Origin of the sequence: Micromonospora craterilacus (assembly GCF_003236315.1) — a bacterium.
Classification (GTDB): domain Bacteria; phylum Actinomycetota; class Actinomycetes; order Mycobacteriales; family Micromonosporaceae; genus Micromonospora; species Micromonospora craterilacus.
In genome coordinates, this window is the sequence record NZ_POTY01000006.1 from 22,055 (window position 1) to 45,329 (window position 23,275).

General features: G+C 69.5%; 24 protein-coding genes and 1 pseudogene. 12 read left to right on the top strand and 13 right to left on the bottom strand.

The window, feature by feature from the left end; translation table 11 throughout:
- Window positions 1–26 precede the first annotated feature (26 nt).
- Entirely contained in the window at window positions 27–581 is a 555-nt protein-coding gene (locus C1I95_RS02230; RefSeq protein ID WP_111212059.1) for a hypothetical protein, read from the bottom strand.
- 247 nt (window positions 582–828) lie between these two features.
- On the bottom strand, window positions 829–1,260 hold the full coding sequence (gene msrB / locus C1I95_RS02235) for a peptide-methionine (R)-S-oxide reductase MsrB (RefSeq protein WP_233513326.1): 432 nt from the start codon (window positions 1,258–1,260) through the stop codon (window positions 829–831).
- A gap of 440 nt (window positions 1,261–1,700) precedes the next feature.
- Here msrB and C1I95_RS02240 point away from each other — a divergent pair, with 440 nt between their 5' ends.
- Both C1I95_RS02240 and C1I95_RS02245 read left to right on the top strand, forming a co-directional pair.
- Window positions 1,701–2,054 carry a PadR family transcriptional regulator gene (locus tag C1I95_RS02240; RefSeq protein WP_199523564.1) on the top strand — a complete coding sequence of 118 codons (354 nt, stop codon included), beginning with the start codon at window positions 1,701–1,703 and terminating at the stop codon, window positions 2,052–2,054.
- Window positions 2,051–3,010, top strand: coding sequence for a hypothetical protein (locus C1I95_RS02245; protein WP_111212062.1), 960 nt, complete (start codon window positions 2,051–2,053; stop codon window positions 3,008–3,010). The genes C1I95_RS02240 and C1I95_RS02245 overlap by 4 nt, the downstream gene beginning before the upstream one ends.
- Window positions 3,011–3,294: 284 nt before the next feature.
- Here C1I95_RS02245 and C1I95_RS02250 read toward each other — a convergent pair whose 3' ends face one another.
- The 7 genes and pseudogenes from C1I95_RS02250 to C1I95_RS02275 all read right to left on the bottom strand — a co-directional run bounded on the left by C1I95_RS02250 (window position 3,295) and on the right by C1I95_RS02275 (window position 7,250).
- Window positions 3,295–3,876, bottom strand: a complete 582-nt coding sequence (locus tag C1I95_RS02250; protein WP_199523565.1) for a hypothetical protein — start codon at window positions 3,874–3,876, stop codon at window positions 3,295–3,297.
- Window positions 3,877–4,031: 155 nt separating this feature from the next.
- Window positions 4,032–4,325, bottom strand: coding sequence for a hypothetical protein (locus C1I95_RS02255; RefSeq protein ID WP_146605613.1), 294 nt, complete (start codon window positions 4,323–4,325; stop codon window positions 4,032–4,034).
- Window positions 4,326–4,413: 88 nt separating this feature from the next.
- Window positions 4,414–4,524 (bottom strand): annotated as a pseudogene (locus tag C1I95_RS37035) (thioredoxin-disulfide reductase); the annotation flags it as partial.
- Between the two features lie 15 nt (window positions 4,525–4,539).
- Window positions 4,540–4,947 (bottom strand): arsenate reductase ArsC, encoded by a 408-nt coding sequence (locus C1I95_RS36105; RefSeq protein WP_233513327.1) that lies wholly within the window; start codon window positions 4,945–4,947, stop codon window positions 4,540–4,542.
- 180 nt (window positions 4,948–5,127) lie between these two features.
- Window positions 5,128–5,871, bottom strand: a complete 744-nt coding sequence (locus tag C1I95_RS36110; protein WP_233513328.1) for an aquaporin — start codon at window positions 5,869–5,871, stop codon at window positions 5,128–5,130.
- Window positions 5,872–6,025: 154 nt separating this feature from the next.
- Window positions 6,026–6,712 carry an arsenate reductase/protein-tyrosine-phosphatase family protein gene (locus C1I95_RS02270; RefSeq protein ID WP_111212064.1) on the bottom strand — a complete coding sequence of 229 codons (687 nt, stop codon included), beginning with the start codon at window positions 6,710–6,712 and terminating at the stop codon, window positions 6,026–6,028.
- 154 nt (window positions 6,713–6,866) lie between these two features.
- Window positions 6,867–7,250: an ArsR/SmtB family transcription factor gene (locus tag C1I95_RS02275; RefSeq protein ID WP_111212065.1), complete on the bottom strand. Its 384-nt coding sequence runs from the start codon at window positions 7,248–7,250 to the stop codon at window positions 6,867–6,869.
- A gap of 152 nt (window positions 7,251–7,402) precedes the next feature.
- On the opposite strand from C1I95_RS02275, the gene C1I95_RS02280 reads away from it, so the two are divergent.
- From C1I95_RS02280 to C1I95_RS02295, 4 genes are all read left to right on the top strand, one after another.
- Entirely contained in the window at window positions 7,403–7,651 is a 249-nt protein-coding gene (locus C1I95_RS02280; RefSeq protein ID WP_111212066.1) for a hypothetical protein, read from the top strand.
- Window positions 7,648–8,892: a M28 family metallopeptidase gene (locus C1I95_RS02285; RefSeq protein WP_199523567.1), complete on the top strand. Its 1,245-nt coding sequence runs from the start codon at window positions 7,648–7,650 to the stop codon at window positions 8,890–8,892. The genes C1I95_RS02280 and C1I95_RS02285 overlap by 4 nt, the downstream gene beginning before the upstream one ends.
- 8 nt (window positions 8,893–8,900) lie before the next feature.
- Window positions 8,901–9,230: an ArsR/SmtB family transcription factor gene (locus C1I95_RS02290; protein ID WP_111212067.1), complete on the top strand. Its 330-nt coding sequence runs from the start codon at window positions 8,901–8,903 to the stop codon at window positions 9,228–9,230.
- Window positions 9,231–9,330: 100 nt separating this feature from the next.
- A complete protein-coding gene (locus tag C1I95_RS02295; RefSeq protein WP_111212068.1) occupies window positions 9,331–10,740 on the top strand; it encodes an FAD-dependent oxidoreductase in 1,410 nt (469 codons plus the stop codon).
- Window positions 10,741–10,933: 193 nt separating this feature from the next.
- On the opposite strand, the gene C1I95_RS02300 is transcribed toward C1I95_RS02295, so the two are convergent.
- Window positions 10,934–11,305 (bottom strand): ArsR/SmtB family transcription factor, encoded by a 372-nt coding sequence (locus C1I95_RS02300; protein ID WP_111212069.1) that lies wholly within the window; start codon window positions 11,303–11,305, stop codon window positions 10,934–10,936.
- 211 nt (window positions 11,306–11,516) lie between these two features.
- Between C1I95_RS02300 and C1I95_RS02305 the strand changes: the two genes are divergently transcribed.
- On the top strand, window positions 11,517–14,609 hold the full coding sequence (locus tag C1I95_RS02305; protein ID WP_146605614.1) for a hypothetical protein: 3,093 nt from the start codon (window positions 11,517–11,519) through the stop codon (window positions 14,607–14,609).
- Window positions 14,610–14,814: 205 nt separating this feature from the next.
- Here the strand turns inward: C1I95_RS02305 and C1I95_RS02310 are convergent, their stop codons facing one another.
- Window positions 14,815–15,276 carry a VOC family protein gene (locus C1I95_RS02310; protein WP_111212071.1) on the bottom strand — a complete coding sequence of 154 codons (462 nt, stop codon included), beginning with the start codon at window positions 15,274–15,276 and terminating at the stop codon, window positions 14,815–14,817.
- A gap of 146 nt (window positions 15,277–15,422) precedes the next feature.
- Between C1I95_RS02310 and C1I95_RS02315 the strand changes: the two genes are divergently transcribed.
- The 4 genes from C1I95_RS02315 to C1I95_RS02330 all read left to right on the top strand — a co-directional run bounded on the left by C1I95_RS02315 (window position 15,423) and on the right by C1I95_RS02330 (window position 20,011).
- Window positions 15,423–16,415: a helix-turn-helix transcriptional regulator gene (locus C1I95_RS02315; protein ID WP_111212072.1), complete on the top strand. Its 993-nt coding sequence runs from the start codon at window positions 15,423–15,425 to the stop codon at window positions 16,413–16,415.
- Between the two features lie 223 nt (window positions 16,416–16,638).
- Window positions 16,639–16,941 (top strand): hypothetical protein, encoded by a 303-nt coding sequence (locus tag C1I95_RS02320; protein ID WP_111212073.1) that lies wholly within the window; start codon window positions 16,639–16,641, stop codon window positions 16,939–16,941.
- Entirely contained in the window at window positions 16,938–18,569 is a 1,632-nt protein-coding gene (locus C1I95_RS02325) for an amidase (protein ID WP_199523568.1), read from the top strand. The genes C1I95_RS02320 and C1I95_RS02325 overlap by 4 nt, the downstream gene beginning before the upstream one ends.
- 134 nt (window positions 18,570–18,703) lie before the next feature.
- Window positions 18,704–20,011, top strand: a complete 1,308-nt coding sequence (locus tag C1I95_RS02330) for an MFS transporter (protein WP_111212075.1) — start codon at window positions 18,704–18,706, stop codon at window positions 20,009–20,011.
- Here the strand turns inward: C1I95_RS02330 and C1I95_RS02335 are convergent.
- Window positions 19,947–20,555, bottom strand: a complete 609-nt coding sequence (locus C1I95_RS02335) for a TMEM175 family protein (protein ID WP_111212076.1) — start codon at window positions 20,553–20,555, stop codon at window positions 19,947–19,949. The genes C1I95_RS02330 and C1I95_RS02335 overlap by 65 nt on opposite strands.
- A gap of 270 nt (window positions 20,556–20,825) precedes the next feature.
- Entirely contained in the window at window positions 20,826–21,293 is a 468-nt protein-coding gene (locus tag C1I95_RS02340; RefSeq protein WP_111212077.1) for a hypothetical protein, read from the bottom strand.
- Window positions 21,294–21,616: 323 nt separating this feature from the next.
- Between C1I95_RS02340 and C1I95_RS02345 the strand changes: the two genes are divergently transcribed.
- Window positions 21,617–23,137, top strand: coding sequence for a non-reducing end alpha-L-arabinofuranosidase family hydrolase (locus C1I95_RS02345; protein WP_111212078.1), 1,521 nt, complete (start codon window positions 21,617–21,619; stop codon window positions 23,135–23,137).
- Window positions 23,138–23,275 lie beyond the last annotated feature (138 nt).

Sequence of the window (23,275 nt, forward strand, 5' to 3'; positions counted from 1 at the left end):
AGCTCGCCGCCCACGCCACGGAATCGTCACTGCGTCAACAGGCGGTAGACGATCGCGCCCGCGAAGAGTACGAACAGGGCTACCAGCACCCACCAATCGCAGAATCGGGCGCGGCTGTGTTCCGGCCCGTCGGCGGTCTGCCTCTCGGTGACTATCGCGCCGAGACGGTCGACGAGTTTCTGGCCCTTGGGGCCCCCAGTGTTCATCAAAGAGTCGGACAGTCCCCAGACCCGAATTCGCCTGCCTGAGGCCAGTGTGATGCGTACGGAGAGCAGATCCAGGTCGATGGACGCCACGTCGCGATAGGTGATGCGTTCGTCGGTCAGCAGGTTGGCCAACTCAAAGTGGTCGGATCGGGCCGTCAGTTGAGTGCGAAAGCCCACCCGGAAGCAGAGCCAGCCCAAGGTCGCGAAGAACGCCGCGGCACCGAATTCGAACGGCAGTCCGGCCAGACCTGGTCCAGACATTTCCCGCGGAACAGCCACCACAACGAACAACAGGATGAGCCGCCCGGCCCAGCGGTCGGCGACGCCGTAGAAGACGCGGTCGTTACCGCCGCGCCTGGTGAAGTCCGCGTTCACGTTCCGCCTCGCCCGTCTCCTGGTGGGCCGTCTGCCGTGCCCATGCTCCGCCAGTAGTCCGGGCACAGCAACAGCCGCCAGCGGCACAGGTGCGCGGGGCAAGGCCGGTGGCTGGCTCCTGGTTGCCGCGGCTCTGCTTCAGGCGCGGCGGCCTCCGGGCCGCGACATGGGCGGCCCGATCATGGTGCTGGGCGCCGCTCGCGGGCGGCCGCGGCCAGGATCGCCTTCGCTGTGTTGTCGCCCGTGGCTATCGCTTTCCAGCCGGGCGTTCGAACACCTCGCGGTACTCGCCGTAGCCCTCGTGCTCCAGGTCGTCGCGCCGGACGAACCGAAGCGCCGCCGAGTTCATGCAGTAACGCAGTCCGCCGGTCTCGATCGGACCGTCGTCGAACACGTGCCCGAGGTGGCTGTCCGCGTGCGCCGACCGGACCTCGGTACGCGTGGCGCCGAGGCTTGTGTCGGGGACCTCGACCACGTTCGTCGGTGCGATGGGCTTGCTGAATGTCGGCCAGCCGGTACCGCTGTCGTACTTGTCGACAGAGGCGAACAGGGGCTCGCCAGACACGATGTCGACGTAGAGGCCCGGTTCCTCGTTGTCCCAGTACTCATTGTTGAAAGGCGACTCGGTCGAGGCTTCCTGGGTGACCCGGTACTGCTCAGGCGACAGTCGCGAAATCACCTCGGGGCTCTTGCGATAATCCTGTGAAACCATCTTTTCCTCCCGGCCGGACCGTCGGGTACGAAGGGGTCGGGATTCCGGCCCACATGCGTCGCGACCGGGTACCCCGCCTGCGGTTGACTACACCCGCTCGCGGATGCAGAGCCGCCCCTGTTCGCACACGCTCTGCGCCTGCATCAGCAACATCCGGACTCTCCCCAACCACGTGATAGGCCGGTTCCGAGGGTCGGTCCTGGCCGACGCTGCGCGCAGTGGCCGGCGTTTCGGTCCGCCCCGCCGGCAGTGGCTGACCCCACGGGCGATCGCGCTGCTCGCCGGGCCAGACGAGGATGGCGACCTCGACGGACGGTGACGTCCCGCGTACCGATTGAAGGTCTCGGGCTTGACTGATATGTCGATCATCTGCTTATGTTGATGACATGACTAGGCCCTCCGCGTCGATGCGCGAACCCACGTACTTCATCCTCGCCGCCTTGCAGGACGAACCGTTGCATGGCTACGCCATCGTCAAGCGCGCGCAGGAGCTGTCCGACGGGCGAGTGCGATTGACGACAGGCACCCTGTACGCCGCACTGGACCGGCTTACCAGCGAGGAGATGGTGCAAGTGGCCGAGGAGGCGGTGGTCAACGGCCGCGCCCGCCGCACCTACGAGCTGACCGAGCGTGGGTTGTCCGCACTACATGAGGAGGCGGCGCGGATGATTGCCGCCGCTCGGGTCGTGCGAGACCGTTCCGTGCAGTCGGTGGCTGCGACGGCTGCGACGGCCGCGACGGTTCGGGCGGTGCCGGCATGACCGGCCTGGAGCGCCGCTACCGGTGGCTGCTGCGCGCATACCCTCGGGCCTATCGGCGGTACCGCGCCGACGAGATGCTGGAAACGCTGCGGGTCGTGGGCGAGACGGACCGGAGGCACATCAGCCTTCGGGAGTCCCTGGCGCTCGTGGTGGGAGGTCTGCGGGTCCGCTCCGGTGTGGACCGGCTCGGCTCCCGGGACACCTTGCGATACTCCGCGCTGCGATTGACCGCGCTGTCGCTGCTCGTGTGCGGCATTGCCCTTACGGCCCTGCCCCTCATATGGCGCCTATGGCTGCTGTTGCCGGGTAACTCCGCCAACATTCTGTACGGGGGAAGCCTGGTCACGCCCGCATTGTTGCTACTCGCCTTGGCCACGGCGGCATGGGCTCGCTACCGCCTCGCACTCGCCCTGACCATCGGCGCCTTCGGTGCCGAGATCTGGTACGCCGCGGCGAACGACCTGTGGTACACGGCGGATCCATGGGGAGGGCTCAACGCGATGCCGGGGGAGCTCCAGAATGCGCTCTACCTGGCCACGCAACTCTCTACCTGGGCGTGCGTGTTGGCCGCTCTGACGATGGTGCCGCTGCTTCGAGCGCATGAATCACGGGTGGCGCGGCCATGGGCCTGGCTTGTCGGCGCGGCAATGACCATGGCTGTCATAACGCCGAATCCGCTCACCGGCTGGACCGAACTGTTGACCCTGCCGGTCATCGTGGCCGCCGGGCTGGTGGCGGCTCTCGTGGGCGCGGCGCTCGATGTGCGGGTGTCCATCGCGGCCAGCGCAGTCCTGCTGGCGCTGACCCTGCCCATGCTGGCCTATGAACCAACCAATTGGATGGTCGGCGGTTGGGGCTGGGGACCTCGAGACGTGTTCCTCGGAGCTGTGATCGGAAGTCTTGCTATCAACGTCGCGGTCAGCAGAAGGGCCGCCCGCCGGCAAGTCGCCCTATGAGCAGCGTGGCCGATGCCGCGGCGCAAGGTCGGGTCCCAAGGGAGCGGTGTGCCATCTGCCCGTGATGGGCGCATTGTTTAGATGGGAGACGGCCATCGCGTCGATCCTTCAAGACAGCCAGGTCAGAGAAGGAAAGAGAACGCGATGGCCGCTTCCCATCAACCGATCGCGATGGCGACGCCGGCATCAGTACCGAGCGAAAGTGCCGACGGACTGAGGCTCTCCTGGCGTTCGCCTGCGGTGCTCGGTGTTTACGAGCTGGCGACGACGTGCGACCAGCGCGACTATCCTGCCCGGTTCAGTCGTTCCGGTGCTTCACCGTCGGGCACTGCCAGCGAAGGCGGTTCGTCGCGGGGAAACTCTGTTCCCTCGGGATGGCGGCCGAGCGTGCCGCCGAGGTAGAAAGGCAGGTCCTCGAGGGAACGGCCCATGGACCGACGGATCGTGTTCAGCAGCGCGAGGTGCGCCGCGGCGGCCGGTCGGGACGCCTCGGTCAGGATCTCTTCGTCGACTGGATTCGCGACGGGATCCCGGGTTGAGACGGCGTCGAGGAAGACGCTGACGGCGCGGCCGAAGGCGTCGATCGCCCGAGCTACGGCAAGCGGGGCCACCAGGCTCGCGGAGGTAAGCGAGACGCTCCAGGCGCCCCAGTCGACGTCGACCGGCGTCCGGCTCAGGTGCGCCTGCCGCAGCATCATCATGAACCGGGCGTACTGCGAGAACAGTTCCTCGTACGCGCGCAATTGCTTGTCGCGTAACCAGTGTCGTTCCTGAACCCGGCGAGTGACCATACCGCCCACAAGAACGCCCAGCGTCGCCGAGAGCGCGCCGCCGAAGGCCGTGATGATCACTGTCGCCGTATCCACGACACATCAGTCTGGCAGCGACGGATAGAGAAGACCAGATCAATGTGTGGCGACCCGCCAGGACAGCAGCCGGTGACCCCCAGAAGTGGGGCTTGTAGTCGCGCCAGAAGTCGTACCCGGCGCTGACGGCGACCGGGCATTGGGCATCGTGGCGGTCAGCAGGAGGTCACTCTATCGATCAAGATCATCAGGCTGGCGCTGAAGGCCAGCCCCAGCAGGGAAACGACCAGGAACGGCCAGGCGCTTCGGCGAGGGTTCGACACTCCCAACCAAGCGACGGCGATGGACAGCACCGCCGTCAGGATCATCAACGCGCAGAGCAGGATCGCGATGGGCAGCCACCAGCGTTCCCAGTCCGCGGGGTCGCCGGGACACGGCTCCGAGGGCATCACGGACACCAGGCCGAACCAGCAGCCGAGAAGCGCGAACGAGGCCAGCGGCACGGTCACCACCGTCGCCGCGAGCTCACGCCAGGACCGCATGAACCGGAAGGTTACGTATCCGCGGTCACGGAAACAGCACGACCCGGTGACAGGCGCCGGTGTGGACATCCCGGATGTGAACGCCGACCACGACGCCATCGTCGCCGAGGATTTCCTCGACAACGCTGTTCCACTCGACCCGGATCTTGTCATGGGCTGGCGGGCGACAACGCGGGCGATGTCAGGCGGTGGGGCGTAGCTCGGTGAGGAGCTTCTCGACCCGGGTGCGGATCTCGTCGCGGATGGGGCGTACGGCGTCGACGCCTTTGCCGGCGGGGTCTTCGAGTTTCCAGTCCTCGTAGCGCTTGCCAGGGAAGACGGGGCAGGCGTCGCCGCAGCCCATGGTGACGATGACGTCGGAGGATTCGGCGGTTTCGTACTCGAAAAGCTTGGGGGTTTGGTTAGTGATGTCGATGCCGACCTCGCGCATGGCTTCGACGGCGGCGGGGTTGATCTGGTGTGCGGGGGCGGAGCCGGCGGAGCGGACCTCGACGGCGTCGCCGGCGAGGTGGCGTAGCCAGCCGGCGGCCATCTGGGAGCGGCCGGCGTTGTGGACGCAGACGAACAGGACGCTGGGCTTGTCGCTCATCAGGTGCCTTCTTGCAGTACGAGTCGTGGGGCCGGTTGACCGGCGCGTCGTCGACGCTGTCGGACGGGAACTGGTCGGGGATGCTGTTGCGGTCGACCGTCCGGTAGCGGCCGGGACCGTATCGCCGGTTGACGAAGCCGGGAGAAGGCCCAGCCGTGCCGGTGTCGCGTGGGTGCGGTGTCACGACCGGCGGCCGATGGCGGCGGTTTCGTCGGTGGGGACGACGACCTGGTCGGCGGCGGCGCCCGCGTCGGGGTAGAGGGCGGCGAGCAGGCCGACGCCGACGGCGAGGCCGGCGATCTGGGCCAGGACGAACCCGGGTACCGAGGTGGCGGCGATGCCGGCGAAGGTGTCGGTGAACGCGCGGCCGATGGTGACCGCCGGGTTGGCGAACGACGTGGACGACGTGAACCAGTACGCGGCGCCGATGTAGGCGCCGACGGCGGCGGGGGCGACGGTGGTGCGGCCGGAGCGGGCGAGGGCGAAGATCAGCAGGATCAGACCGGTCGTGGCGATGACCTCGCCCAGCCACAGGTGGCCGCCGGAGCGGTCCTTGCCGGAGAAGTCGACGGCGGCGAGGTCGAACATCAGGTTCGCCAGCACCGATCCGGCGATTGCGCCCATCACCTGAGCCACCACGTAGCCGCCCAGGTCGCGGGCGGTCAGACCGGTGCCGGTGCGCCGGCCGAGGAACCAGTCGGCGGCGGACACGACCGGGTTGAAATGGGCTCCCGAGATCGGGCCGAAGATCAGGATCAGCGTGCCGAGGGCGAAGGCGGTGGCGATCGAGTTTTCCAGCAACTGGAGGCCGACGTCGCCGGGGGAGAGGGCGGTGGCCATGATGCCGGAGCCGACCACGGCGGTGACCAGCAGGGCGGTGCCGAGGAACTCGGCCAGCAGGCGCCGCCGAAGTGCGATGGTCATCAGGCTGTTCTCTCCCATGATCTGAACGGCCCGGCTCGCCGGGTGGTGGGTTACCAGGTGGGGATGACGGTCAACTCGTCGAGGATCCGGCGGATCCGGCGTTCGAGCTGCTGGTCAACGGTTAGGTTCTGGCGAAGGTACGGCCTGGTGCCGGTCATCGGGTGCCTCCCGGGGTGGTGGCGGGGGCGAGCCGGTCGACGCGGTCGGCAAGGTCGGCGTACGCGGCCTCGAACGCTTCATCGGTGTCGACACGGGCCGGGTCCGGCACGGACCAGTGAAGCTGGGGGCGCACCTGTCCGGTGAGGTCTTCGTGGGCGTTGTCGCAAACGGCGATGACCAGGTCGTCGTCGCGGACGACGTCGCTGACGTGCGCGGTGCCGGTTGGGTTCAGGGAGAGGTCGTGGCGGTGGGCCACGGCAATCGCCCGGGGATGCATGCGGGCCGCCGGTTTGGTGCCGGCCGAGGCGGCGGCCCCGTGGGTGCGGCGCTGCCACAGCGCGGCGGCCAGCTGGGAGCGGGCGGAGTTGTGGGTGCACACGAACACCACCCGTCCCACGTTGGCCAGCGGGGCCGGGGTGAGGACGGCCAGGGCGGCCGGTTGGAGTCGCAGGTAGGTGCGCCGCCGGTCGCCCTCGGACCGGCCGCGCAGGACGAGGCCGGCTTCGGTGAGCACCTTGACGTGGTGGGCGACGAGGTTGGTCGGCATGTCGAGGGTGTGGGCGATCTCCCCGGGGGAGGCGTCGCCCAGGGTGAGCGTGTCCACGATCGCCAGGCGTGCGGGGTCGCCGAGGGCGGCGTGGATCCGTGCGCGCCCGGCCAGGGAAGCAAGCTCAATGTCCATTGACTCAATTATCGTTGAGCAATCGACTTCGTGTCAAGGCTGTGCCGGCGGCGGCGGAATGTCGGGCGTCCGGCGCGCGTGCGGGAGGCGGCGAGGCGCTGAACCGTCGAGTGCCCGCCGGCACGGCATCGGGCGGCGGTGGCGGGGTGGCGGTTTACGGCTGCGCCGCGGGGGCGGGCTCGACCGACAGCAGTGCGGCGAGTTGCCGCAGGATCTGTGGGCGGGCCCGGTAGTAGACCCAGGTGCCCCGCCGCTCGGCGTCCACCAGGCCCGACTCGCGCAGCGTCTTGAGGTGGTGGGAGATCGTCGGGCCGGTCAGGTCGAACGCCGGGGTCAGGTCGCACACGCACACCTCTCCGCCCTCGGCGGAGGCGATCATCGACATCAGCTGCAGCCGCACCGGGTCGCCGAGGGCCTTGAGCGCGGGCGCGAGGACCGCGGCCGTCTCGGCGGGGATCCGACGCTGCGCCAGCGGTGGGCAGCACGGTGCGTCGGCGTTGAGGTCGACGACCGGAAGCGAGGCTTGCTGCTTCGACATGCCTCTAGGTTGACATCTCTCTAATCAGCGTGCAACTGTCTGCTTAGACAGACGTCAAGACAGGCGTCCCTGGGGGATGGGAAGAGCGTGTTCGACACCACCCGCACCGCCGTCTATGCACTGATCAGTCCCCGCTGAGGAAAGGACCTGACATGAGCCAGAACACGACCCACGTCGGCGGGTTCACCGGCGACCCCGCTGCCGCGCTGCGGATCACCGGCTCCGGCGCCTGCTGCGGCAGTCCCGCCCAGGACGTCGGCGGGATCCTCCCGCCGGCTGGCGAGGTCACGAGCGCCGACCCGTGCTGCGGCACCCGGCCGGCCGCCCAGGCTGTCGACTCGTGCTGCGGCGCCCAGGCCCGGACCGAGGCCATCGCCGCCGGACAGGGGTGCTGCTCATGACCAGCTCAAGGCAGCTCGCTGAGCTGCTCGACCGGGTCAGCGTCGACCGGATGACCACCGCCATCGCCACTCTCGCCTCCGACCCCTTCGCGGGCAGGCGAGTCGGTTCAGCGGGCGGCGCGGCAGCCCGCGCCTGGCTCGTCGACCAGCTCGCCGCCATCAGTGCCGACGTCCGCACCGAGGAGTTCCCCGTCCGGGCCGTGCCGCAGGTGTACGAAACGCCAACGGTCACCTGGGGCGACCGGCACGGCGCGGTCGAGTTGGTGTTCGGCCGGCAGGTCGCGATCCACACCGCCTCCGCCGACACCGTCCACCCTCGCCGCGGCGCACTCGCTGTCGCCGGCAAGCAGGACCCGGCGGGCCGGTGGCTCGTGGTGCCGGCCGAGATGAGCTTGTTCGACGCCTACCGCGACACCCGCGGCGCGGCGGGGCTGCTGGTCCGTCGCCCGGTCGACGCCGAGGGCTGGCAGTTCACCATGCTCGCCGGCCCGGATCCCGGGCCGCTGCCGGTGTTGACCCTCGACCCGGACACCCACCACGGCGTCCTCGCCGCCGCAGCCGCAGGCGACGGTTGGCTGGACGGGACGACGCCACTGCGCCGCGACGACGTCACCGGCACCAACATCCACGCCCGGCTCCGGCAGCCCGCCTCCGGCGGTGTCGAGCTGCTCCTGACCGCCCACTACGACGGTGTCGGCGATCACCCCGGGCTGCGCCTGCCCGGCGCGTCGGACAATGCCACCGGCGTTGCCGTGGTTCTCGAAGCCGCCCGTATCCTCGCCAGCGGGCTCGCCGACGGTGTCGGGTTGTCCATAGCGCTGCTCGACGGGGAAGAGGTCGGCGCGCTCGGCTCCGCCCACCACGCCGCTCAACTCCACGCCGCAGGCGTCTCACCGCTGGTCATCAACGTCGACGGAGCCGGCCGCCTGGATGGGGCGGCGGCGGTGGAGGCCGGCGGCCCCGCCCAGCGGCTCCTGGCCTTGCTCGACCAGGCCGGCCGGCACACCGGCGTCCCGCTCACCGCAGGCCCGGTGGCGTCGGACAACCGCCGCTACGGCGGTGCCGGCTTCGCTGCGGTCGGGATCGGTGCCGGGATGGGCGGCTACCACAGCCCCGCCGACACCCCCGACCAGGTCGATCCCGCCACGCTGGCCGCGGTCGTCCGCCTTGTTCTCGCGACCGCCCACCTTGCCGCGACCGCCCCCGCTACACTTTCATCGCCAATCGGCGATAAACGATAGAAGGAGTGATGGTGGGCGACCTACTCGACCGGGCGACCGCGCAGACGTACGCCTCGTGGTTCCGGGCCCTCGCGGACCCGACGCGGGTGCAGATCGTGGAGTACCTCGCCCGGCACGCCCGACCGATGAGCGTGGGGGAGGTCGTCGCCGCCGTCGGGCTGGCCCAGTCCACCGTCTCCCAACACCTGAAGATCCTCACCGAGGTGCGATTCGTGCTCGTCGAACCGGTCGGCACCGCCCGCCACTACCGCATCAACGACGCCTGCGTCGGCTGCTTCCCGTCGGCCGCCGACGTCGTCATGGGCCGGCCGGCCCCCAACCCGATCGGAGCCTGCTGACCGCCGGCCTCGCCCTGCACCTGAACCCCTTCGGCACCACCCACCGCAGCACAACTGCACATTCTTGATTCGACAGTTATCGACACAGAGGAGTTTCCTGATGAGCGCCCTGGACCAGCTGCCCGTCGTGGTGATCGGCGCAGGCCCGGTGGGTCTGGCCGCCGCCGCCCACCTGCACGAGCGCGGTCTGCCCTTCCTCGTCCTGGAAGCCGGCGACACCGCTGGCGCGGCGGTACGGCAGTGGGGACACGTCCGCCTGTTCTCACCATGGCGGTACAACATCGACACCGCAGCCCGCCGCCTGCTCGACGAGGCCGGCTGGGCCGCCCCCGACCTCGACGCCCTGCCCACCGGCGCCGAGCTCGCCGGCGACTACCTTCAGCCTCTGGCCGAGCTGCCGCAGCTCAAGCCCCACCTGCGCTACGGCGCACGGGTCGAGGCCATCAGCCGCCTCGGCCACGACCGGCTGCGTACCGCCGGCCGCGAGCACACGCCGTTTCTGATCCGCCTCGCCGACGGTGACGACCTGCTGGCCCGTGCAGTCATCGACGCCTCCGGCACCTGGGGCACCCCCAACGTCCTCGGCGCTTCCGGCCTGCCCGCCCGAGGCGAGAACGAGGTGACCGCGCACCTGGAGCACGCGTTGCCGGACGTGCTCGGCACGGAACGGGACCGGTTCGCCGGCCGACACACCCTGGTCGTCGGCGCCGGCCACTCCGCGGCCAACACGCTGCTCGTCCTGGCCGAACTCGCCGCCGAGGCGCCGGGAACGCAGGTGACCTGGGCGATCCGCACCAACAGTCCGGCGCGCACCTACGGCGGGGGTGACGCCGACGCTCTCCCCGCCCGCGGTGCGCTCGGCACCCGACTGCGGGTGCACGTGGACACCGGTCGGATCCGGCTGCTCACCGGCTTCTCCGTCCACGCCCTCACCCCGACCGACGGCCGCGTCGCCGTGGTCGTACGGCACGCCGACGGTAGCGAGGAGCAGGTGCTCGTCGACCGGATCGTTGCCGCGACCGGCTTCCGCCCGGACCACACGATCGCCGCCGAGTTGCGCCTCGACCTGGACCCGATCATGGGCGCCACCCGGGCTCTCGCCCCACTGATCGACCCGAACGAGCACTCCTGCGGCACCGTCCCCCCGCACGGCGTCGACGAACTGGCTCACCCCGAGGCCGGCTACTACGCCGTCGGCATGAAGAGCTACGGCCGCGCACCCACCTTCCTCATGGCCACCGGCTACGAGCAGGTCCGCTCCGTCAGCGCCGCCCTCGCCGGCGACTGGCAGGCAGCCCACGACGTCCAGCTCGACCTGCCCGAAACCGGCGTGTGCAACAGCAACCCCGTCGACTCCACCGGCACCGACAGCTGCTGCGGCCCCGCCCCCGCTGCCGCGGGCCGAGGTCTGGCCACCGGCGTCTCCGGTGGGCTGCTGTCCGCGCCACTGACCCTGATCACCCCCGACGCCGCCACCGAAAGCCAGACCGGCGGCTGCTGCGGCAGCTGATGCCCACCACCACCGCCACGGTGCCCGCCGACCCCAAGGCCGCCGTACCTCCGCTCGCCGCCATGGCCGTCAACCACGGCGGGTACCGCTGGCAGCCGTCACCGCCGCACGCCTCCTCGCCGCCGCCGGCATGCCGGCGACGGCGACACGTAGCGGCGGCAAGCCCGGTGAGCAGACCTGCTGAGCGCTCCGCTCAGCGGGCCTTCTTGGTTGCCCGCTTGCGCGGCGGCGTCAACAGCTCGGCGACCGCCGCGATCGCGGACGGCACCAGGCGGTAGTACGCCCAGACGCCCCGCTTATCGCGTTCGAGCAGACCGGCCTCGGTGAGGATCCGGAGGTGATGACTCACGGTCGGCTGGGAGAGACCGAGCGGCGCGGTGAGGTCACTCACGGACGCCTCGCCGTCGGGGGCGGACTGGATCAGGCTGAGCAGTCTCAGCCGGGCCGGGTCGGCGAATGCCTTCAGCACTCCCGCGAGCCGTTCGGCATCGGCACGTTTGATTGGCTCGCCGGCCAGCGGCGAGACGGCCGGTGTAGCTGTTTTCGCAGTTCCCACGTCTGCCATGGTCCCACCAAAGCCATCGACAGGTCGGTAGAACCGCGCTGGTAGTGGATGTCGGCTTGGGCCCGGTCCTGGGATGTCCGTCGCAAGGTCCGACCGGCCGCAAGCCGACAGCCAGCGGTTCCAGTGACTTTCCAGTGGCTCACGCGAGGCTCGTGAGCGGCCGGATGCCATCGCGTCCGGCCGTCACCATGCACGCAGCAAGGGAGAGCAAGTGCGACAGGAAAGTAGAGGCGGCGTCCACCGACGCGCCTCGGTATCGGCCGGCCGGATCCGCCGGATACTCACCGGCCTGCTGGCCGGGGCGGTGCTGGCCAGCCTGCCCCAAGTGGTCGCCCCCGGGCCGGCGAGCGCGGCCGAGCCCATGAAGATCGACGAGACGGCGCTGGACCGCCAACTCTTCGTCACCCACGTCGGCCTGCGGTACGCAGACCCGGTTCTCGCCCAGCGCGACGCGGTGCTCAGCGCCGAGCTGGTCGGCTGGCGCGAACGCAACCCGACGGCGGACGCCGCCGCGATCACCGCGCATGCCGACCTCATGGCCAGCCGGATGGCGGCCAAGCTCACCGAGGACGACAAGCGGCGCTCCGCCTGGGAGCTGACCCTCCGCCTGATCGAGATCCTCAACGACACCACCAACGACACCACCCGTACCCCGGCGGCGATGGCCTCGCCGACCATGCTCGCCGTCACCCAGGAACTCGTCGGTGTCGGCCGACCCAACCTCGGCTCGGTGCGGGACGTCGTCACCAACCTGCGCCGCTCCTCCTCCGACGAGGACCGGGTGACCGCCGTCCGGCGAATCGCCTGGTCGGCGGTGCGGGTCCGGGCGCTGGAGGACGCGACCTTCGCCGAGGTGTGGCGGATCCGCTACGGCGCCCCCCGTGGCATCCGGCCCACCATCGGATCGGCAAACCTGAGTAAAGATCCGCTGCTCAAGGGACGTTTCGACGTGTCGGCCCTGCTGGCGGCAGCGGAGGACGGGAACGCCACGGAACTGCTGGCCGAGGCGGGCCAGCAGTTCGACCGGATGCTGGCTGACCTGCGCACGCAGACCGGCCAGGCGATCGCCAAGGCCGAGCAGCTTGATGCGGCCTACGGCGCCAAGACCGACGGACCCACGCCCAGCGAGGCGGTCCGGACCGAGGCGGAGGCCGACGCCAAGGGGCGCAAGAAGTACATCGACGACAGCAAGGAGATGATCACCGGCCTGGCCCAGATCGTCACCTTCGTCGACAAGGACGCCGGCAAGCGGGTCAAGGGCATCGGCGACGCGGCGGTGAAGGTCGCCACGGCGATCAACGAGTACCTGCCGAAGATCGCCGGACTCGGCGCGAAGGAGGCCATCTTCTCGCTCGGCACCGCCGCGCTGGCCGGAAACATCATCGGCGTGGTCGGCGCCCTCGTGCCGCTCTTCACCGGGCCGAGCATGGAACAGCAGATGATGGACCAGCTCGCGGGCATCCGCGACGACATCAAAAAGCTCTCCGAAAAGATGGACACCCGCTTCGACGCGATCGACGCGAAACTCGCCCAACTTCTCGAGAACACCGAGGCACGTTTCGACGAGTTGCTGGAGCGCCAGAACCACACCATCGAGAAGCTGGTCGGAATCGAACAGGCCCTGTTCCAGCTCTCCGTGCAACTCGACACCTGGGGAGCCGAGATCCTCGCCGCGCAGCGCACCAGCCAGATGACGCCGCTGCTCAACACGATCGACGGCGCCGTGCACCACGCGGACAAGTACGACGGCGCGGTGCTGTCCTGGGACGACTTCTGGCGGGCGGAGCGGGATCTGCACGTCGGCGCGACGGTCACCATGCGTGCCGAACCGTTCGTCGGGCCGAGCCCCGGCTCCTATGCCAACGCCGACGTCATCTCGGTGATCAACCGGGGTGGGGACGACGTGTTCGGTCCGAACGGTGCGATCGCATACCTGGACTGGTACGCCGCCACGACGTACGGTCACCCCGGGTCCGGCCGGCAGGTCGCCGATGTGGCCAACTGGAACGTGCTCACCGGTGCCTACGAACTGATGTCGGCGGAGAACCCGCACCACATCCGGCGGGTGGTCGCGGACCGCATCACCGGCCTGGTCAACGACGGCGAGTCGCTGCTCGACGCGCACCGGCACTTCAGCGAGCCACTGGACCAGACGGTGAACGGCAACTGGACCAACAACCTCTTCACCAAGCTGGTCGAGGGCTACGAGAAGGCCACCAAGGAGCTCAACGGTCTGCTGATCGCGGAGCGTGACGCCATCCGAGGCGACCGCCGGCACGACATGTTCGGTGGTGTCGCGCAGCAGGCCCCGGCCGAGGGGCGGACGGTCGACCCGACCCGCGTGCCGGCCTGCCAGCCGGGTTCCACTCAGCAGCTCACCCGCCCGACCCAGGTGACCATCGCGAAGACGCCGGAGATCGCCCACCTGGCCCGGCACGTCCTGCCCGCCGGGCCGGTGATCCGGCTCTGCCACGAGGCACAGCTCGTCAATCGGGAGATCGAATCGCAGGGCCCGTGGGACGTCGAGCGGGCCGACATCCAGGTGACGATGGCACTCCAGGTGGTCTGGGGCGATCAGACCCAGCGCTTCACGGACTGGTCGGCCGTCATGCCGGCCGGCGAGGTGTGCCGCCGCAACCGCAACACCGGCGTGGTCGGCGCGTGCTACGACGTGGGGCACTTCCTGGGCCAGTGGGACGCCCGCTTCCGCACCCAGTTCCAGTCCACCGCGCAGCAGGGCCGCGAGAACGGCGAGGTCAAGACGCGAGCCCAGAAGGAAGTGAAGGACCGGCTGGACGTGGACATTCAGCGGTACTACGACAACGTCCACGCGCAGATCAGCAACGCCACCACGCCGCTGGGCAAGGCCAACGTCGAGGTGACCAAGGCCGTCCAGTTGCTCCAGGCCTACTCCAAGCTCGGCTGGGCGCGGGCGTTGGAGCACGACGAGTTGCTGGCCATGGTCCTCTTCGGCGGAGAGCAGTTGCCGGCGGACCTGCCCAACCGGTCGCCGGTGGTGACCGCGAGCCTGCTCGCGGCGCGCAACAACGTCCGGGACGGCAAGGCACCAGCTGACGGGCTGGCGTACGCCGGCGACTGCGACGTGTCGGACGTGCCGGCGGCCGAGCGGGTCGACCCGGTGAGCGACTGCCTGCGCAGCCTCGCCCTGCACCGTACGGCGGTCCTCGCCGACCGGTACAAGGTCAACTCGGCGCGGCTGAAGCACGGCGAGTACGTCGAGGGCCCGCCGCTGATCGTGGAGCGGGTCCAGAAACTGCGGATGGTCCGCGACTCGACTCGCTGACCGGAGCGCGTACACCGAGCGGATCCACCGGCGGGTGCCGCCGCGTCGTTCCGACGCGGCGGCACCCGCTACCCCGCGGATCGGTCAGGCCTATCCGTATTCCGGTGCGGCCGAGGGGGCGCATACGCATGTGCTTTTCCTTCGCGGGACGGGGCGGTCCGGGGCGGCCTGGCTCGGCAGCCCCGGACCGGACGGGTGTGGTGGGTCAGCCAGCGTAGGCAACGGCGACGTCGAGGATCCAGGTGACGCCGAAGCGGTCGGTGAGCATCCCGAAGCCCGGCGCCCACTGCGAGGGGCCGAACTTCTCGATGATCTCGGCGCCGTCGGCGAGTTTGTCCCACAGCGCGCTGATCTCTTCGGCGGTCTCGCCGCGCACGGAGACGAAGAACCGCTCGCCGGTCAGGGTCATGCCGTGCTCGCGGGTGGTGGCTGCGGTCGGGACGGCGGCGGGGGCCTGGCTGGGCACGTCGTAGGCCATGATGCTGAACCCGTTGTCGGCGGTCACCTGACCGAAGACCACCTTGTCGGCGTCGGGCAGTTCCTTGGGCATGCCGAAGTCCCCGTAGGCGACGACGGTCAGGTGGCCGCCGAACACCGACTGGTAGAACTCCAGCGCTGCCCGGGCGTCGCCGCGGAAGTTCAGGTGCGTGGTGGTGATGATGGCCATGCGGGACTCCTTGGTGGTCGTTCGCGGGCGGGATCGCGCCCGCGATGGGCTGGTTGAACCTCATGTGGGGGAACCAGAGCAGGGGGAACAAGATTCGCAGCAGTAGGTGACAGGTTGTGGCACCTACTGCGGGCAGAATCAGGATCATGCCGAAAACGTCCGCGCGACTGCTGGCCCTGCTGTCGTTGCTGCAGACCCGCCGGGACTGGTCCGGCACCGTGCTGGCCGACCGCCTGGACATCAGCGTGCGCACCGTGCGCCGCGACGTCGACCGGCTGCGCGAGCTCGGCTATCCCATCGCCGCGGTCAAAGGCCCGGAGGGCGGTTACCGGCTCAGTGCGGGCACCGAACTGCCCCCACTGTTGTTCGACGACGATCAGGCGGTCGCTCTCACTGTCGCTCTGCAGATCGCCGCGACCACCCCCGACAGCGGCCTCGCCGAGGCCGCCGAACGGGCGCTGAACACCATCCGCCAGGTGATGCCCTCCCGGCTACGTCACCGCATCACCGCACTCGACGTCACCGCCGTCGAGCGGCCCACCACACGGCCGGCCGAACCGGTCGACACCGACGTGCTCCTGACCATCAGCGCCGCCGTTCGCGCCCGCGAGATCCTGCGCTTCGACTACGGCTCCGACAGCACGACGCCGCCGCGCCGCACCGAACCACACCACGTGATCACCTGGGACGGGCGGTGGTACCTCGTGGCGTGGGACCTCGACCGTGACGGCTGGCGTACCTTCCGCGTCGACCGGATGCGCCTGCGCACCCCCAACGGGCCGCGCTTCACTCACCGTGCGCTGCCCGGCGGAGACGTCGCCGCGTACGTCACCGGCGTCTTCCGTGGTTCCGAGGACGCTTCGGGAAACTGGCCGTGCCAGGGCACGGTGCTCCTCGACCTGCCGGCCGCCACCGTGGCCCTCTACACCCGCGACGGCCTCGTCGAGCAGATCACCCCCGACCGCTGCCGGCTCACACTCGGCTCCTGGTCCTGGCCCAGCCTCGCCGCCGCGATCGCCCGCTACGACGCCGACATCGACGTCGTCGGCCCCGACGAACTCACCGAGGCCTTCGCGCATCTCGCCCGCCGATTCACCCGAACCTCAGCAGGCCACCCCAACCCAGTCCCCTCCGGGTGATGGTGATGCTCACGAGGCCTCCCGGCGGTGAAAACTGTTGCGGGCTGACCGCGCCCTCGTCGTCCCGGCGCCCCTGCCGAACCTCGGTCCTGGCGGCGCTGGCCGATCACGAGGCTCAAGTGTCGCTCAATTTCCGTCGCGGGGTCCTCTCTCGACACCGGGACCGACCTAGGTTCGGCTCACTTCGACGGAACACGGCGACCTGCCTCCCGAGAGGAGCACCATGGCCCCCACTCCGCCTACCGATGCTGAGCTGAACGTCCTGATCCGGGCGCGACTGGCAGTCCTCGGCATAGATCTCGACCAGCTCCCGCCCGGCACCACCGCCGATCCCGAGACCGGTGCGCCCGGCCGGGACTCGGTGCTCGCCTCGCTGCGCTCGTTCATGCGGGGCACCGTCGCCGGGCTGGCCGCTTATCAGCTGCCCGCCGCCGGCACCACCGATCCCCAGGTCGCGGCGGCGTTGTCGCAGCAACGCGTGCCGATCCTGTACCCGGCGAACAGCACAGAATGGCGGAAGGCATGACTGCCGAACCCCTCGACCGTTCGGTCGATCGCCGGGCCTTCCTGGCCCGCGCCGCCGCGTTGGCCGTAGCCTCCACCGCCGGCGCGACCGTCACCGCCCCCTCGATGGCCGCGGCGAGCAGCCCGTTGCACCTGGGTCCGCTGAAGCACGGGGCGTTGGACCAGCCCAACGCCTACGTTCAGCCCCGCCCGGAGGCGGTCGCTGATCCGACCGAGTTGACCATCGCCGAGGCGGCCTGGCTCATCCGGGCCAACAAGCTCACCCCCGAGCAACTGGTCGAGGCGTACCTGGCTCGCGTCTCCGCGTACGACGGCACCTATCGGGCCTTCAACCTGGTGCTGGCCGACGCGGCCGTCGCGGCGGCCCGCGCGGCCGCCCGCGGGCCTCGACGCGGAGCGCTCCACGGAATTCCCCTGGCGATCAAGGACAACTACTACACCGAAGGGGTTCACACCACCGCGAACTCCTTCCTGTTCCAGGACTTCGTGCCGCCGTACGACGCGACCGCCGTGACCCGGCTCAAGGCGGGCGGCGCGATCGTCCTCGGCAAGACGCAGATGGGCCCGCTGGCCACCACCCGGGCCACCACGCCGGCCGGAGTGATCACCACGGTGAACGCGTGGACGCCGACCAACCGCAACACCGACCCGGGCGGGTCGTCCACCGGCACCGCGACCGCGGTGGCGGGCCGCATGGCCACCTCCGGCATCGGCACCCAGACCGGTGGCTCCATCACCTCACCCTCGAACGCCCAGGCCCTGACCGGGCTCAAACCGACCATGGGCCGCGTCTCGGCGGCCGGCATCATCCCGCTCACCTACACCCGGGACCATCCGGGGCCGCTGGCGCGTGACGCCAAGGATGCCGCCATCATGCTGACCGCGATGGCGGGCGAGGACCCGGCGGACCCGCGCAGCCAGGGGCTGCCCAAGGTGCCCAACCTGATCGACGCAGCCACCCCCGTGTACCAGCGGAACCGGGTCAAGCTGCGCTGGAACACCAGGATCGGGGTGTTGCCCGGCTTCACCAACGGCACCTCGGCCACTGCGCTGGCCCGCCAGGCGTACCTGGCGCAGCTCGCCGCGATCCCCGGCGCCACGCTGGTCGACGTGTCACTGCCGGAGGGGTGGAGCCAACTCACCGGCAGCACCTTCAACAACATCCGGCTGCCCGAGCGCAGCGAACCGTTCATGCCCTACCTGCGCAGCGACCTGCGCGGCTTCGGCGTGTCGGTGACCAGTTGGCTGCAGGGCGCGTTGCTGGGCGGCAACGAGTTCCTCACCGGCCAGCGGGCCAAGCTGTTGCTGCTGGAACGGGTACTCGACGACCTGTTCGACACCTGTGACATCGTCGTGCAGACCGACCCGGTGCCCTTCGACATCCTGGGTCTGCCGGAGATCGCCTTCCCGATCGGGTTCACCGGCGCCGGCGTGCCGATCGGCACCATCCTCGGTGCCCTGCCATACGCCGAGGACCGGCTGCTGTCCGTGGTGGCCGCGTACCAGGCGACGACGGACTGGCATCTGCGCCGGCCCGCCGACCCGCCTGCCGCGGCCCGGGCGCGGGCCGAATCCGCGGCCGAGGAGCTGCGCCTGACGGCCGAGCAGGTCGCCGAACTCACCCAGTGACGACGGCGGAGGGCGGGATGTGCCCGCCCTCCGCCCGCTCGTGCGAGCCGGCACGTGGCCGCGGGCTTCGAGCACCAGCCAACCCGATAGCCTGCTGGTCTTTCCCCCGAGCCCGCCGACGTGGAGCAGAGGTAATGAACGAGACGACGCGCGGCTTGGCGCCAGCAGGCACGGGACCGGTCCCGTCGGTCCCGCTGGGCGCGGCCCGTTCGGGGGCCGGACGTCAGCTCCTGCTCATCGCATCGGTGCAGGTGCTGGCGATGGGGACCTGGTTCGCGGCGTCTGCGGCCGCGCCGGCTCTCCGCACGGAGTGGGGGCTCAGCTCGGCCCAGGCCACCCTGCTGACCACTGCCGTGCAGCTCGGCTTCGTCATCGGCGCGCTCGTCTCCGCCGCGCTGAACCTCCCCGACATCGTCCACCCACCGCACCTCGTCACTGCCGGAGCCCTGCTGGCCGCCGGCAGCACGGCCGCGCTGGCGGTCTTCGCCCACGGGGCCACGACAGCGATCATCCTCCGTCTCGTCACGGGAATCGCCCTCGCCGGCGTCTACCCCGTCGGGCTGAAGCTGGCCAGCAGCTGGTTCCTCGAACGCCGTGGCTTCGCCCTCGGTGCGCTCGTCGGTGCCTTGACCCTCGGATCGACCCTGCCGCAGCTCATCGGCGGCTCGCTCGACTCGGCGTGGCGGACGGGTCTGTTCGTCTCCGCCGCGCTCGCCGTCGTCGCCGCCGTGCTCGTGCAACGGGTCTCGGTGGGTCCGTACGTCGCCCGGTCCACCGGCCTGCACCCGCGGGTCGTCCTCTCCCTGCTCAGGGACCGCGGACCGTTGCTGGCGAACCTGGGATATTTCGGCCACATGTGGGAGCTGTACGCCGTCTGGGCCTGGGTGCCCACCTTCCTCGGCGCGAGCGCCGCAGCGTACGGCACCCCGCTGACCGGAACCGCACGAGGCACCTTGTCCTTCATCGCCTTGGGCGTCTGCGGGGCCGCAGGCTGCGTGCTGGCGGGACGCCTCGGCGACCGATGGGGGCGGGCGAGGGTCGCCGCGGGCGCGATGATGGTCAGCGGTTTCTGCTGTCTCGCCGCCGCCTTTGCCTTCGGGCGTTCGCTCTGGCTCATGGTCCCGGTGCTGCTCGTCTGGGGCACCAGCGTCATCGCCGACTCGGCGATGTTCTCGGCCTGCACGACGTCGGTCGTCGACAGCCGCTTCGTCGGCACCGCCCTCACGTTCCAGACTGCCGTGGGCTTCCTCATCACCGCCCTCACCATCCAGGGACTGCCCGTCGTCGCCCACGCGGTGGGCTGGCCGCTCGCCGTCGCTATCCTGGCAGCCGGACCGCTGCTCGGCGCGGTCGCCATGCTCCGGCTCCACCCACTCCTCAGTCGGGGGCCTGGTGCTGGCGGACCACCCGGTCGATTCGGCGGTCCGGTACGACCCACATGATCGCCACGATCACGAAGCACGCCTCGGCGAGCCCAACTCCGACCGGCCCACCGATCAGCAGGGCGCTGAGGATCCCGGCGACGTAGAAGACCGGGGACACTTTGCCCTTCAGGTCGGCGCCGACGGCTTCCCGCAGCGGCGACTCCGCCCCCTGCTGCCGGATGATCACGCTCTGGAGCACGAAGTAGGCGATGGCCGCGCCGAGCAGGTTCAGACCGTAGATCACGACCGGGGTCCGCTCGAATCGTGAATCGTCGACCCAGGCGGTGCTGAAAGGGAACAGCGACAGGCTGAACAGCAGCGCCAGGTTGGCCCACAGCACTCCGCCGCTGACCTGCTTCACCAGGCGGAACATGTGGTGATGGTTGTTCCAGTAGATGCCGACGTAGATGAAGCTGAGCAGGTAGGTCAACAGTCCGATGCCGGTGGTGTGGAGGAGGTCGGAGAGGTGGTGACCCGTCGGGACCTTGAGCCCCAGGACCATGATCGTGATGATGATGGCGAGCACACCGTCGCTGAACGCCTCCAGCCGGTTGGTCGGCACCGCACCACCATCCCTTCTCCCTCAGTCACGCGCCGGTCATAGGGGAACAGCGCAACAGGCGGTGCGCCCTGCCGGACTATCGAGATCCGTTCGCATCACCCGTATACGGCGGGGTCATATATATGGGATGTATACCCGCGGGGTGTGGTCTCGGGACGAGCGTTTCCATGACTCGTCCTGGCCTGCTCGCACGCGAGTCCGACCACGGCTGCGTACGACGCTCGGTCTGCGGCAGACGCGGCTGCTCGGGACCGCCGGTTCCGGCCGTCCCTACGTGGTGAGCAGGCGCGCGATCCGGTCGTACTCGGCGGCCATCTCGGGTTCGGCCAGAAAGTCGCCGAGATCGGCCGAGACCTGGAAATCGACCTGCTCGATGGAGCGGAGGGCAAGCTGGTAGAGCTCGTCGCGCTGGCCCGTCTCCAGGTAGGTCGTCCAGTGTTCGAGTGCGGAGACGGCGGTCAGGAGTTCGGGGTCCATGTCACCGTCGGTGAGGATGCCGTCATCGATGCGCGTCAGCTGCGCGCGTAACTCGGTCGGGCTGGCCGTCAGAAGGTTCTCGCGGGCGAGGGTGAGCGCCGCCAACGCGTCCTCGTCGAGCTCGTCCTCGGTTGCGACGTCAAGCAGCCGTTCGTCGCGCACGAGGCGGGCGACCGTCTCGGCGCCGAAGCGGCGGAGGTTGTCGTCGCCGGCGCCGGCGACCAGGTGGCGAATCGCCGCTTCGAGTTCGTCGTATCTCACCCGCGGCAGCCTATGGATGAGCCTCTGCTGGCCACACACCCGGTGGGCTCCTGTACCTCCGGGGTGGCCGTGCGCACCATTGGTGGACATAGAAGATTACGACTTGACGAACGGCATGTTATCGCTCACAGTCGATACTCAAGGACGACGATGCCTGTGGCTTACCGGGCAAGCCTGCCTCGTTGGACCTTGGATCCAGGCGTGCGCCAGGGCATGCGGGGCCTTGTTAGCGCTGACATTCTCCCCGCATGCGCCCGGTCCACGCGTCGCGGTGCGCCCATCTTCGGCCGCACCGTTCGGCTTCTGGTCATTGGAGGAGGATCATGTCTGCCTTTGGTAGGTCTCCATCGATCGCGCCGCCGTCGCGGCGGCGTAGGTGGTTGCCGCGGGTCGTCGCCGCCGGCGTGACGGCCGTGGTGGTCAGTGGTGTCGCCGCCGCAGTGGTGTCGACGCCCGCCGCCGCGGCGACGGTCGACACGAGCGCGTGGTACGTGTTGTTGAACCGCAACAGTGGCAAGGCGTTGGACGTGTACAACCTCGCCACGAACGACGGGGCGCGGATCACCCAGTGGGCCCGGAACAACGGCAACCAGCAGCAGTGGCAGTTCGTCGACTCCGGCGGCGGCTACTACCGGTTGAAGTCGCGGCTGTCCGGCAAGGTGCTGGACGTCTACAACTGGTCGACCGCCAACGGTGCCAACATCGTGCAGTGGACCGACGGCAACGGGGCCAACCAGCAGTTCCGGCTGGCGGACTCGGCCGGCGGCTACGTCCGGTTGATCAACCGGAACAGTAACAAGGCGGTGGAGGTGCAGGGCGCTTCGACCGCTGACGGCGGCAACATCGTGCAGTACGACGACTGGGGCGGCAACAACCAGCAATGGCAACTCGTCCGCGTCGACGGCGGCACCAACCCCACCACACCGCCGCCCGGCACGTGCGCTCTTCCGTCGACGTACCGCTGGACATCGACGGGCTCGCTGGCGAACCCGAGGTCGGGGTGGGTCTCGCTCAAGGACTTCACCCACGCCCCGTACAACGGCCGGCATCTCGTCTATGCGACGACGCACGACACGGGCACGTCGTGGGGCTCGATGAACTTCGGCCTCTTCACGAACTGGTCCGACATGGCCTCGGCCAGCCAGAACGCGATGCCTTTCTCCGCTGTTGCGCCTACGCTGTTCTACTTCGCCCCGAGGAACATCTGGGTGCTTGCCTACCAGTGGGGTGGGACCGCCTTCTCCTACCGGACGTCGAGCGACCCCACCAACGTGAACAGCTGGTCGTCGCAGCAGGTGCTCTTCTCCGGAAGCATCGCCAATTCCGGTACGGGACCCATCGACCAGGCGCTCATCGGTGACAGCACGAACATGTATCTGTTCTTCGCCGGCGACAACGGCCGGATCTACCGGGCCAGCATGCCCATCGGTAACTTCCCGGGAAGCTTCGGCTCCACCTCGACGATCATTATGACCGACTCGACGAACAACCTGTTCGAAGGGGTTCAGGTCTACAAGATCCAGGGCGAGAACCGATACCTCATGCTGGTCGAGGCGATCGGCGCGCAGGGTCGCTACTTCCGATCGTTCACGGCCACCAGTCTGGGCGGCTCATGGACCCCGCAGGCCGCCACCGAGAGCAATCCCTTCGCCGGCAAGGCCAACAGCGGCGCCACCTGGACCAACGACATCAGCCACGGCGAGCTGATTCGCAGCAACGCCGATCAGACCATGACCATCGATCCCTGCAACCTGCAGTTGCTCTACCAGGGGCGTGCCCCCAACTCCGGCGGCGACTACGGGCTTTTGCCCTATCGGCCCGGTCTGCTGACCCTGCAGCGCTAGTCACGTGACGCATATCCGGCTCAGGTTCCCGACCCTCACCGGCAACGGTGTACGCCGAATCGGTGTGAGGCGTTGCCACGGCTCGTGATCGGGATCGGGTTGATCCGGCGCAGGCGGGCTCGGTGCACAGCCGAGCCC